The organism is Mycolicibacterium mageritense (assembly GCF_010727475.1).
Classification (GTDB): domain Bacteria; phylum Actinomycetota; class Actinomycetes; order Mycobacteriales; family Mycobacteriaceae; genus Mycobacterium; species Mycobacterium mageritense.
Map to the genome: position 1 here is coordinate 1,332,795 of NZ_AP022567.1, position 11,808 is coordinate 1,344,602.

Below are 11,808 nucleotides of genomic sequence, written 5' to 3' on the forward strand. Positions count from 1 at the left end.
CGGGCAGGTGAGGGGCCGGATTCCAGATCGGCGGCAAAGGTGACTGTTGCAACATATGCGATTATGCGCATATATTGCTGCCATGGGCGCAGGCCACGATCACAGCCATCACAACACCGACACCCGGGTCAGTCGCATGCTCATCGCGGCCGCGATCCTGTCGGCGTTCTTCGTCATCGAGCTCGTGACCGCGCTGCTGATCAACTCCATCGCGCTGCTCGCCGATGCGGGCCACATGCTGACCGATCTGGTCGCGATGTTCATGGGGCTGACAGCGGTACTGCTCGCGCGCCGCGGCAGCTCGTCGCCGGACCGGACCTACGGCTGGCATCGCGCCGAGGTGTTCACCGCGGTGGCCAACGCCGCCCTGCTGCTCGGCGTGGCGGGATTCATCCTCTACGAGGCGTTCGAACGGCTCGGCGACGCGCCCGAGGTGCCCGGCGTGCCGATGATCGTCGTGGCCCTGGCGGGCCTGATCGCCAACGCCGTCGTCGTCCTCATGCTTCGGTCGGATTCCGAGCACAGCCTGGCCGTCAAGGGCGCCTACATGGAGGTCGTGGCCGACACGGTCGGCAGCATCGGCGTGCTGATCGCAGGCATCGTGACCGTCACCACGGGCTGGCCCTACGCCGACGTCGTGGTCGCGGTCCTGGTGGCGCTGTGGGTGCTGCCGCGGGCGTTCGCGCTGGCCCGCGCGGCCCTGCGCATCCTGAGCGAGTCCTCCCCCAGCCACATCGACGTCGAGGAGCTGCGGACGGCGCTGGGCGCGGTCGACGGCGTGACGGGCGTGCACGATCTGCACGTGTGGACGCTGGTGCCGGGCAAGGACATGGTCACGGCGCACCTGACCAGCAGCGCCGACAGTGCGCAGGTGCTCGACGATGCCAGGGCCGTGCTGACCGCGCACGGCCTGGAGCACGCGACCGTGCAGGTCGAACCGCCCGACAGCGCGGGCGACTGCAAGTGCGAAGCGAAGTGGTAGCTAGCCGAGCCCGAGCTCGGCGCGCGCCGACGGATCGCAGTCGTCGAGCAGATCCAGGCACCGCTGGAACTCGTCGGTCTCGCCGATGTCGTCGGCCGCCCGCGCCAGCGCAGCGACACAGCGCAGGAACCCCTGATTGGGCTCGTGGCTGAACGGCACCGGGCCGAAGCCCTTCCAGCCGTTGCGCCGCAACTGGTCCAGCCCGCGGTGATAGCCCGTGCGGGCGTAGGCATAGGCGGTGACGGCCTTGTCGTCGTCGAGCGCCTCCTCGGCCAGCACGGCCCAGGCGATCGACGCCGACGGGTGTGCGGCCGCCACCACAGCGGGCTTCTCACCGGAAGCGAGTTCGTCCTCGGCTGCCGGGTCACCCGGCAGACGCACCGGCTCCGGACCCAGCAGATCACCCATGCGTGTCATGGGGCCTATTGTGCACCGACCGATAAGCTCCACCGGTAGGGACGTACGGGAGGACCGCAGCAGGGATGTCGAATCCAACGGGACCGGACGAGAACAACACACCGGAGGCGGCAGACGAGCGGACCGAACACATCGAGGTCGACCCGGTATCTGAGCCCGCCACCGAGGTCATCGGCTCACCGACCGCGATCACCGAGGCAGTCGAACAGTCCGACGAACGTCGCTACACCGCACCGTCGGGCTTCGACGGATCAACTCAGAAGATCGACACGCCGCCGGACCCGGAAACCGAGGTCTTCGCGCCACCCTCCGGGAAAGGCGCGGCACCACAGGTCATTCCGGCCCGCGAGGAACCGCCGCGGCCCCCGCAACCGGCTGCGACGCGCCGCAGCTGGGGCTGGGTGGTGGCCGTCGTGCTGGTCATCGCCGCGCTGGCCGCCATCGCGGTGCTCGGCACCGTACTGCTGACCCGCAAGTCCTCGTCGGCGTCCTCGCAGGAGGACAAGGTCCGCGCGACCATCCAGGATTTCGACGGCGCGATCCAGCGCGGTGACCTGGCCGCGCTGCGCTCCATCACGTGCGGCAGCACGCGCGACAACTACGTCAACTACGACCAGAAGGCGTGGGACGAGACCCACGCGCGGGTCGCCGCGGCCAAGCAGTACCCCGTGGTCGCCAGCATCGACCAGGTCATCGTCAACGGCGACCACGCCGAGGCCAACGTCACCACCTTTATGGCCTTTGCACCGCAGACGCGGTCGACGCGCAGCTTCGACCTGCAGTTCCGCGATGATCAGTGGAAGGTCTGCCAGGCCCCCGCCGGGTAGCCTGATGCGGTGGTCACGGGGGGAATGAAGCTGTGGGCAGCGCTCTGCGCTGTGGCCGCGGTGGCGGCCGTCGGAGTGGCGGCCCTGCTGGTCCGCGATGCAGGTTCGCCACGTGACACGTTCCCACGACTCGATGCGGCTGCACTGAGCCCGTCGGCACGCAGCGTCATCGACGTGCTGCGCGTCCAGTACGACTCACAGCCGCCCGGCGAGCATTTCTCCGAAGGCGTGTCCGAGCCGTGGTGTGCCGACTTCGTCAGCTGGGTGCTCAACGAGGCGGGGCAGCCCTTGGCCAACCCGAACTCAGGGCACTGGCGCATCCCCGGCGTCTACACGCTGCAGGAGTATTTCCATGCCGCGGGCCGCTTCGCCGACGCCCGCCACCGCCCGCAAGTAGGCGATGTGGCCCTCTACGCCGAAGGCAGCCCGATGGGGTTGCACACCAATTTCGTTGTGGCCGTTGATGACAACACCATCACCACGGTCGGCGGCAACGAGGAGGGCGGGATCCGCGTGCGGTCGTTCACGCCAGGGCCCGCCGCGGGGCTCCTGGGTTACGGGCGGCTGGTTTAGCTCCCGCCGAATCTGAGCTTGTGTTCCATTTTCGGGCGGTAATTGACAAACAAGCTCAGGTTCGACGGGCTCGCGCGGACTAGCCGGCCGTCACGCTCCGGCCCGCGCTGTGCAGGTCGTTGCAGGCCTCGACCACGCGCTCGGACATCGAGGCCTCGGCCTTCTTGAGGTAGCTGCGCGGGTCGTACGTCTTCTTGTTGCCCACCTCGCCGTCAACCTTGAGCACCCCGTCGTAGTTGGTGAACATGTGCGCCGCCACGGGGCGGGTGAACGCGTACTGGGTGTCGGTGTCGACGTTCATCTTCACCACGCCGAACTTGAGCGAATCCTCGATCTCAGACTTCAGCGAGCCTGAGCCGCCATGGAAGACGAAATCGAAAGGCTTTGCACCACTGGGCAATCCGAGCTTCGCCGCAGCCACCCGCTGCCCCTCGGCAAGCACCTCGGGCTTGAGCACCACGTTGCCGGGCTTGTACACGCCGTGCACGTTGCCGAACGTCGCGGCCAACAGGTACTTGCCGTGCTCCCCCGCGCCGAGCGCGTCGATGGTCTTCTCGAAATCCTCCGGCGAGGTGTAGAGCTTCTCGTTGATCTCGGCCTCGACGCCGTCCTCCTCGCCTCCGACCACACCGATCTCGACCTCGAGAATGATCTTGGCGGCCGCGGCGGCCTTCAGCAGTTCCTGGGCAATGGTCAGGTTCTCGTCGATGGGGATCGCCGAGCCGTCCCACATGTGCGACTGGAACAGCGGGTTGCGGCCCGCGGCCACACGTTCGGCCGAGATGGCCAGCAGCGGACGCACATAGGTGTCGAGCTTGTCCTTCGGACAGTGGTCGGTGTGCAGCGCGACCGTGATCGGGTACTTCTCGGCGATCACGTGCGCGAACTCGGCGAGCGCCACGGCGCCCGTGACCATGTCCTTGACCCCGAGCCCCGAACCGAACTCCGCGCCACCCGTCGAGAACTGGATGATGCCGTCACTGCCCGCATCGGCGAAGCCCTTGATGGCCGCGTTGATGCTCTCGGACCCGACGCAGTTGATCGCCGGGAACGCAAACGAGTGCTCCTTGGCCCGGCCCAACATCTCGGCATACACCTCAGGGGTGGCAATCGGCATGGGCTCTTCTCCCTTCCAGTCCTTTACGGACGTGGATTCTCGCAGGTACGGGCCGGTGACCGGGCACAGGTACCCTTGTGAGTCGTGATCGACACCGCTGTCCCAGAGGTTACGACCAATCTCGCGCTCATGCCGGATTTCATGGATCCGCTGCACCTCATCGGATCCTTCGGCACGTGGGCCCTCGTGGGCATCCTGGTCGTCGTGTTCGTCGAGTCGGGCGTGCTGTTCCCGATCCTGCCCGGCGACTCGCTGTTGTTCGTCGCGGGCATGCTCGCGGCGGGCACGGCCGCCGAGGCCAGTGAGGCCTCGCAGGCCAACTTCGAACTCTGGCACCTGCTGGTGTTCATCCCGATCGCCGCGATCCTCGGCGGCCAGGTCGGCTACTTCGTCGGGCGGACCATCGGCACCTCGATGTTCAAACCCGACGCCCGATTCCTCAAGCAGAAGTACCTCGACGAGGCCCACGCGTTCTTCGAGCAGCGCGGGCCGTTCGCGATCGTCATCGCGCGCTTCGTGCCGATCGTGCGAACCCTGGCGCCGATCGTCGCGGGCGCGGCCCGCATGCGCTACGCGGTGTTCAGCTTCTACAACATCCTCGGTGCCGTGGTCTGGGGCGTCGGCCTGGTGCTGCTGGGCTACTGGCTGGGCAGCTTCGAGATCATCCAGAAACTGCTCGAGCCGATCTTCATCCTGATCGTGCTGGCCTCGGTCGCCCCGATGTTCATCGAGTGGTACAAGCGGCGGCGGGCGGCCAAGAAGGCCGCCGAGCCGACCCCTTAGCCGAGACCGAGCACGGCGGCCAGCTCGGTCAGCGCAGGGCGCGGATCCGCGGTCGGACCCGCTCCGAGCACCTGGACGACCACATGATCGGCACCCGCGTCGAGATGCGCGGTGACCGCGGCAGCTGCCTGTTCGGCGCCACCCATGCCCACCAGCGCGCGGGCCAGCCGGTCCGAACCCCCACGCACCAGGTCGGACTCGTCGAAGCCCTGCCGCAACCACGAGTTGCGGTAGTTCGGCAGACCGCTGTAGACCTCCAGATGGCTGTGCGCTCGCGCGAGTTGATCGGCGTCGTCACCACCGATCGCAACGGCCTGCTCCGACACCACCCAGCGGTCGGGACCGAGGATTTCGCGTGTGGTCTCGGTGTGTGCCGGCGTCACCAGATACGGGTGTGCACCGTCTGCGTGCGTACCGGAGACTTCGATCATCTTCGGGCCCAGCGCGGCCAACAGCCGTGGCGGGCGCCCGACCCCGGGCTCGACCTGCTCGGGCACCGCAGCCATGCGGTCGAGGTAGCTGCGCATGGTCGCGAGCGGCTTGTCGTACGTGCCACCGAGACCGCGTTCGACGAGCGGGCCGTGACTCACCCCGAGCCCGAGCACGAAGCGGCCGGGATACAACGCGGTCAGGGTTCGCGCGCCGGACTCCGCCGCCGACGGAACCCGCACGTGGATGTTGGCGATGCCGGTGCCGACCACCAGGCGATCGGTCGCCGCCAGAAACGCTGCCGATTGGGTCAGGGCTTCTTTGCCGACGGTTTCCGGCAGGAACAACGAGCCGTAGCCGAGGGCCTCGACATCTCGCGCCACCTTCTGGGCTTCCGGCATGGACCAGGTGTCACTGGCCCACCAAACTCCCACGCGGGCAGGGAAGTCGATGTGTGCTCGTGCGGTCAATGCGCGCTCCTCGATTCGGTCGGTTTCTGATCGTCGGCATGTTCGTGATGTATCCGTCCACCTGTTTCGGCCAGGCGCCTGCCGGTGCCGCCCCACCGCTGCGCGATGATCTCCGCGGCGATCGAGACGGCGGTTTCCTCCGGTGTGCGCGCCCCCAGGTCGAGACCGATCGGGCTCGACAAGCGCCCGATCTCGTCGTCGGTCAGGCCGGCTTCCCGCAACCGCGCAATCCGGTCGTCGTGCGTCCGCCGCGAGCCCATCGCGCCTATGTAACCGATCGCGGGCAACCGCAGCGCCACCTCGAGCAACGGCACATCGAACTTCGGGTCGTGCGTCAGCAGACAAATCACGGTACGACCGTCGATCGCCCCGGCGGCGGCTTGTTGTGCCAGGTACCGGTTCGGCCATTCGACGACCACTTCGTCGGCGGTCGGAAACCGCGCCTGCGTGGCGAACACCGGCCTCGCGTCGCACACCGTCACCCGGTAGCCCAGCAGTGAACCCTGTCTGGCGACCGCCGCGGCGAAGTCGATGGCACCGAACACCAGCATCCGGGGACGCGGCGCGAAACTCGCCACGAACACGTCCATGCCCTCGCCGCGCCGTTCACCGTCCGGGCCGAACGTCAGCACGCCGCTTCGGCCCGTGTCGAGCAGGCCACGGGCATCGTCGGTGACGGCGGCGTCGGCCCGCTCGGTGCCGAGCGTGCCGGTGACCGCATCGGACCGGATCACCAGCCGCCGGCCGACTCGCGCCGGGTCCGGATGCGCGATGACCGTCGCGATCGCCGCAGGCCGGTGTGAGTCGATGTCGGCGAGCAGCATCTCCAGTTCGGGAAAAGTCCTCTGAGACACGGCTTCGACGAATACGTCGAGCACGCCGCCGCAGGTGAGCCCGACCGCGAACGCGTCGTCGTCGCTGACCCCGTAACGCTGCAGCACGGGTGCGCCGTCCGCGACGACCTCGCCCGCCAGCTCGTAGACCGCGCCTTCGACGCAGCCGCCAGACACCGATCCGCTGACCGTTCCGTCCGGTGCCACCACCATCGCGGCGCCGGGCGGGCGTGGCGCCGACCGGAAGGTGCGCACCACTGTCGCGACTCCGGCCGTGCCGCCGGTGCGCCAGACCTCGATCAAATCGGCCAGCACATCTCTCACGCGTTCAAGGTATCCCGAGACTGTGCGGGTGCTCAGGTTGAGCCCGTCAGGCGCTCGCGCCCCGGTTCACCGCGGGCGACCGCGGGATGAGCGCGTCGTGGATGTACTCCACGAGGACTTCCTTCATGGCGCTGACCGTCATGTTCGGCGTGCCGGTGAGCACCTGGATCGCCATGCCGTCGGTCAACGCCGACAGTCGGTGCGCGATGGTCTCGGGATCGACGTCGGTACGGAACACCTGCTGACGCTGGCCGCGCTCGACGACGCGCCTGATGGTTTCGCGCCACCGCTCGTAGTACGCACCGTGGATCGGCCTGAGTTCGGGACGGATCATCGCCTCGGCCCAGAACTGGATCCACACCGACCACTCTTCGCGCACGGGCCCCACCCGGGGCAACTGCATGTCGATGAGCTTGAGCAACCTTTGATGCGCGTCGTCGATGGCCTTCAGTTCGACGCTCTGCCTGCTGAACGCATGATCGATCGAGTGCTTGAGGGCCGCGGTCAGGACGTCGTTCTTGCCGGGGAAGTAATAGTGCACGGTCCCGGTGCTGGTACCGACCACCTGCGCAATGTCCGCGATGCGGACCGCGTGATAACCCCGCTCGGCGATGAGCTGTGCCGCGGCGTCGAGGATCGCGGCTTTCCGGGAATCGTCGGCATTCTCAGCAGTCACGTCGGTCTTCTCTTCCGGGTTCGCCTGACTCAGCAATCAAACCACAACTTGCAATCTGACGCGTCAGTCAGACGGCAGGTGGGCGAGCAACCTGGAGGCAACGTTGAGGCTAGAAGGAGATTTGGACACAAACAGCCAGTTCAATGCCACTTTTACAACGACGATATCCTGTGATGTGGCTCACAAGTATTGACTGAGGTGTGGGCAGTCACGTTATAACTGATGCATCAGTCAGTCGTAAGGAGTCATGGTGGGAGAGCCGTCGACGCGCACAGCCGGCGCCCTGAGCCCTTCGTTGCACCGCGGCAACGTCGTGTTGATCACGGGCGGGGGCACCGGAATCGGCCGGGCGACCGCGCTGGAATTCGCCCGCTGCGGCGCCGATATCGTGGTGGCGGGCCGGCGGGCCGAACCGCTCAAGGACACCGTCGCCGAGATCGAGGCCATGGGTGCCCGTGCGCTGGCAGTGCCGACCGACATCCGCGACGAGGAACAGGTCGCCGAGATGGTCACCCAGACGCTTGATCGGTTCGGCCGCATCGACGTGCTGGTGAACAACGCGGGCGGACAGTTCTCGGCCCCCGCCGAGGACATCAGCCTCAAGGGTTTTCGGGCCGTGCACCGGCTGGCGGTCGACGGTTCCTGGGCCGTCACCCGCGAGGTCGCGGTGCGCGCGATGATCCCGCAGCGCAGTGGCGTGATCTTCTTCATGGCATTCTCGCCGCGCCGCGGCATCGCGTCGTTCGTGCACGCGACGTCGGCCCGCGCGGCCCTGGAGAACCTCGCCAGCGGGCTGTCGCTGGAGTGGAGCAAGTACCGGATCCGCACCATCTGCATCGCCCCCGGCACCATCGCGACGGCCGGCATGGACGCCAACTACGCCGAGGACGCCCGGGCCCAGTGGGCCGCGGCGGTCCCGCTCGGACGCCTCGGCACCGCCGAGGACATCTCGCCCACCATCGCCTTCCTCGCCTCCCCTGCCTCCTCCTACATCACCGGCACCACCGTCGTGATCGACGGCGGTGCCGACGCCTGGGGCAACGCCCAACCCGCTCCGCAATTGAAGGACGACGAATGAACCGGCCCCTGCCCCGCGATCTCACCGCGCTGTTCGACCCGCGCTCCGTCGCGATCATCGGCGCAAGCAACGACGAGACCAAATACGGCAACTGGCTCAGCGTGCAGGCGCTCCGCATGCCCGGCGACCGGGCTCTGCATCTGGTGAACCGGCGCGGTGAGCCCGTGCTGGGCCGGCAGACCGTGACAGCGCTCGCCGAGGTGTCCGATCCGGTCGACCTCGTCGCCGTTGCGGTCCCGGCTGCCGGTTTCGAGCAGGCCGTCGAAGACGCCCTGGCCGCGGGAGCCCGCGCAATCGTCGGTGTCACAGCGGGTTTCGCCGAGCTCGGCGCCGAAGGCCGGGTGCTGCAGGAACGCATCGTCAAGCGGGTCCGCGACGCGGGCGCGCTGCTGCTGGGCCCGAACTGTCTCGGCGTGCTGGACTCCACGACCCAGCTGTACCTCGCGTCGAACCCGATGCCGGCCGGACGCGTCGCACTACTGTCCCAGAGCGGCAACATGGCGCTGGAGCTGTCCGGGTTCCTGGCCGCGCGCGGTCACGGCTTCTCGCGCTTCGTATCCCTCGGCAACCAGGCAGATCTCGGCGTCGCCGACGTCATCCGCTCGTGCGCGGCGCACACCGGCACCGATGTGATCGCGGTGTACTGCGAGGACTTCGGCGACGGCCGCGCGTTCGTGGCGGCCGCCGCGGAAGCCGCCGCGGTGGGCAAGCCCGTGCTGCTGCTCACCGTCGGAGGCAGCGAAGCCTCCGTCCGCGGCGCCCAATCCCACACCGGCGCACTGACTTCCGACAGCGCCGTGATCGCCGCCGCGTGCCGCGCCGCGGGTGTCCGCCGGGTGCACTCCCCGCGTGAACTCGCCGACGCCGCGGCCGCACTGCTGAGCTTCGGGCCCACCGGGGTTCGGCGCGTCGGCGTGGTCGCCGACGGTGGTGGTCACGCCGGCGTCGGTTCGGACATCGTCGAGGCCGCGGGCCTGAGTGTGCCCGAGTTCGACGCCTCGGTGAGTGCCGCGCTGCGTGCCCTGCTGCCACCGTCGGCGGCCGTGACCAACCCGGTCGATCTGGCCGGGGCAGGCGAACAGGACATCACGTCGTTCGCCAAGGTGCTCGAGACGACGCTGTCCAACGAACACCTCGATGCCGTGCTGATCACCGGATACTTCGGCGGCTACGGGGGTTACGGCGACACGCTGGCCGCCCGCGAGATCGAGACCGCCCATGAGATGACGCGCATCGCCAAAGCCCACGGCAAGCCCGTCGTGGTGCACACCATGCACCACGGCAGCGAGGCCGCGCGGGTACTGGCCGAATCCGGTCTTCCGGTGTTCGCCGCGGTCGAGGACGCCGCCCGGACCCTGGCCGTATTCGGTGACGGGAAGACCCCGCCCCCGGTGCCGCAGCTCGCCGAAACCGCCGAGCGGGCAGCCGAATCCGACAGTTACTGGGAGGCTCGAGAGCTGTTCCGCGCGGCCGGGCTGAGCTTCCCCGGCGCGGCACTGGTGGAATCGGCCGACGCCGCCGCCGACGCCGCGGCACGCATCGGATATCCCGTCGTCGTGAAAGCCATGGGCCTGCTGCACAAGTCGGACTCCGGCGGCGTCGCGCTCGGCCTGGCCGACGAGGACCAACTCCGAGCCGCGGTGCTGGACATGCAGGAGCGCCTGCAACCGCCGGGATTCTGCGTGGAGGCGATGGCCGATCTGCGCGACGGCGTGGAACTCATCGTCGGCGTGCAGAGCGATCCGCGGTTCGGCCCGGTCGCCATGGTGGGCCTCGGCGGCATCTTCACCGAGGTGCTCAAGGACGTCGCGTTCGCGCTGGCTCCCGTCGACCAGGCGACCGCCCGCGACATGCTCGACGGCCTGCGCGCGGCTGCCCTGCTGCACGGCGTCCGCGGCCGCCCGCCCGTGGATCTGGATGCGGCAGCGGCCGCGATCGCGGCGGTCACCTCGGTGGCCGCGCACCATCCCGAGATCACCGAGCTCGAGGTCAACCCGCTGCTGGCCACGCCGACCGGCGCGCTGGGCCTCGACGCCCGCATCGTCCTGAACCCCTGATACCCCCGCGACCCACAGTTACGAAAGGAAGCATCCCACAATGGAATTCGCATACACCCCACGGCTGGCCGAACTCAAGGAACGCGCCCGCGCGCTGACCGAGAAGATCATCCCGTTCGAGCTCGAATGCGAGCACAACAACGGGCTGTCCGCCGAGTCACACGCCGTCATCAAGGCCGCGGTGCTCGACGCCGGACTGCAGGCCATCAACACCCCCGTGGAGTTCGGCGGCGCGGGCCTGAGCGTGCTGGAGCAGGTCGTCGTGCAGGACGAGCTGGGCAAGCTGACCAACGCGCTGTGGGACGCGGTGTGGCGGCCGGCCAATCCGCTGGCGCACGCCACGCCCGAACAGCGTGAGCGCTACCTGATCCCGGGTGCCCGCGGTGACCGCCGCGACGCCGTGGCCATCTCGGAGGCCGATGCCGGCTCCGACTTCTCCGCGGCCAAGACCACCGCGACGCCGGACGGCAACGGAGGCTACCGCATCAACGGCGAAAAGTGGTTCGTCACCGTCGGTGACGTCGCGGACTACCTGATCGTGCTGGCCTACGTGCAGCCCGACAACGCCCCGACGATGTTTCTGATCGACGTGCCGAGTCCCGGCGTGAGCATCACCAACGTGCCTCGCTTCACGCACACCTTCGTCTACGAGCACCCCGAGTTCACCTTCAAGGACGTCAAGGTCGGTCCGGAGGCGGTACTCGGCGGCATCGGCCAAGGCCTGGAGCTCACCCGCGACTGGTTCACCGAGGAGCGCCTGATGATCGGGGCCCGGACTATCGGTGCGGCCGAACGCGCACTGACGCTGGCCGTCGACTGGGCCCGCGAGCGCGTCCAGGGCGGCGACACGCTGATCAACCGCCAGCTGATCCAGGGCATGATCGCCGACTCGGTCGTCGACATCGCCACCAACCGGGCCCTGACCCACCAGGTCGCGTGGGAGTTCGACCAGGCCGACCCGAACGACGCCGACCAGCGGAAGACGTTGCACGCCAAGGCCGCAACAGTCAAACTGGCCGCCTCCGAGGCATCCAACCGCGTCGCCGACCGGGCCGTGCAGATCTTCGGCGGTCGCGGCTACATCCGCGACTACCCGGTCGAGCGGCTGTGGCGCGAGCTGCGGGTCGACCGGATCTGGGAAGGCACCTCCGAGATCCAGCGCCTGGTCATCGCGAACGAGACCAACAAGCGCGGCCTCGAGAAGCTGTTGTCCTTCCCCTACGCCACGGACGGGAAGTAAGA

12 protein-coding genes are annotated in these 11,808 nt (G+C 68.3%); 7 read left to right on the forward strand and 5 right to left on the reverse strand.

From position 1 onward, the window contains the following. Positions 1 to 82: 82 nt before the first annotated feature. Positions 83 to 982, forward strand: a complete 900-nt coding sequence (locus G6N67_RS06575; protein ID WP_036433515.1) for a cation diffusion facilitator family transporter — start codon at positions 83 to 85, stop codon at positions 980 to 982. Here the strand turns inward: G6N67_RS06575 and G6N67_RS06580 are convergent, their stop codons facing one another. Continuing rightward, positions 983 to 1,399: a DUF3151 domain-containing protein gene (locus tag G6N67_RS06580; RefSeq protein ID WP_036433514.1), complete on the reverse strand. Its 417-nt coding sequence runs from the start codon at positions 1,397 to 1,399 to the stop codon at positions 983 to 985. 65 nt (positions 1,400 to 1,464) lie between these two features. Here G6N67_RS06580 and G6N67_RS06585 point away from each other — a divergent pair, with 65 nt between their 5' ends. Then, positions 1,465 to 2,226 (forward strand): Rv0361 family membrane protein, encoded by a 762-nt coding sequence (locus G6N67_RS06585; RefSeq protein ID WP_036433513.1) that lies wholly within the window; start codon positions 1,465 to 1,467, stop codon positions 2,224 to 2,226. A 24-nt stretch (positions 2,227 to 2,250) separates the two neighbouring features. Continuing rightward, positions 2,251 to 2,799: a CHAP domain-containing protein gene (locus tag G6N67_RS06590; protein WP_051578779.1), complete on the forward strand. Its 549-nt coding sequence runs from the start codon at positions 2,251 to 2,253 to the stop codon at positions 2,797 to 2,799. A gap of 79 nt (positions 2,800 to 2,878) precedes the next feature. Here G6N67_RS06590 and fbaA read toward each other — a convergent pair whose 3' ends face one another. Next, positions 2,879 to 3,916, reverse strand: a complete 1,038-nt coding sequence (gene fbaA, locus G6N67_RS06595; protein ID WP_036433511.1) for a class II fructose-bisphosphate aldolase — start codon at positions 3,914 to 3,916, stop codon at positions 2,879 to 2,881. 129 nt (positions 3,917 to 4,045) lie between these two features. On the opposite strand from fbaA, the gene G6N67_RS06600 reads away from it, so the two are divergent. Then, the gene (locus G6N67_RS06600; RefSeq protein ID WP_179976851.1) at positions 4,046 to 4,699 is read left to right on the forward strand and encodes a DedA family protein; all 654 of its coding nucleotides are present in this window, start codon (positions 4,046 to 4,048) and stop codon (positions 4,697 to 4,699) included. On the opposite strand, the gene G6N67_RS06605 is transcribed toward G6N67_RS06600, so the two are convergent. The 3 genes from G6N67_RS06605 to G6N67_RS06615 are packed head-to-tail and all read right to left on the reverse strand — an operon-like array spanning position 4,696 to position 7,431. Then, positions 4,696 to 5,598 (reverse strand): LLM class F420-dependent oxidoreductase, encoded by a 903-nt coding sequence (locus G6N67_RS06605; protein ID WP_036433509.1) that lies wholly within the window; start codon positions 5,596 to 5,598, stop codon positions 4,696 to 4,698. The genes G6N67_RS06600 and G6N67_RS06605 overlap by 4 nt on opposite strands. Continuing rightward, complete coding sequence (locus tag G6N67_RS06610; RefSeq protein WP_036433508.1) at positions 5,595 to 6,755, reverse strand: XdhC family protein; 1,161 nt, start codon at positions 6,753 to 6,755, stop codon at positions 5,595 to 5,597. The genes G6N67_RS06605 and G6N67_RS06610 overlap by 4 nt, the downstream gene beginning before the upstream one ends. 46 nt (positions 6,756 to 6,801) lie before the next feature. Further along, positions 6,802 to 7,431, reverse strand: a complete 630-nt coding sequence (locus tag G6N67_RS06615) for a TetR/AcrR family transcriptional regulator (protein ID WP_036435713.1) — start codon at positions 7,429 to 7,431, stop codon at positions 6,802 to 6,804. 247 nt (positions 7,432 to 7,678) lie between these two features. Between G6N67_RS06615 and G6N67_RS06620 the strand changes: the two genes are divergently transcribed. From G6N67_RS06620 to G6N67_RS06630, 3 genes are read left to right on the forward strand one after another with little or no spacing between them, the layout of a single operon-like run. Beyond that, positions 7,679 to 8,509 (forward strand): SDR family oxidoreductase, encoded by an 831-nt coding sequence (locus G6N67_RS06620; RefSeq protein WP_051578778.1) that lies wholly within the window; start codon positions 7,679 to 7,681, stop codon positions 8,507 to 8,509. Continuing rightward, entirely contained in the window at positions 8,506 to 10,566 is a 2,061-nt protein-coding gene (locus G6N67_RS06625; RefSeq protein ID WP_036433507.1) for an acetate--CoA ligase family protein, read from the forward strand. Before G6N67_RS06620 ends, G6N67_RS06625 begins: the two co-directional genes overlap by 4 nt. A gap of 40 nt (positions 10,567 to 10,606) precedes the next feature. Further along, on the forward strand, positions 10,607 to 11,806 hold the full coding sequence (locus G6N67_RS06630) for an acyl-CoA dehydrogenase family protein (protein ID WP_036433506.1): 1,200 nt from the start codon (positions 10,607 to 10,609) through the stop codon (positions 11,804 to 11,806). Positions 11,807 to 11,808 lie beyond the last annotated feature (2 nt).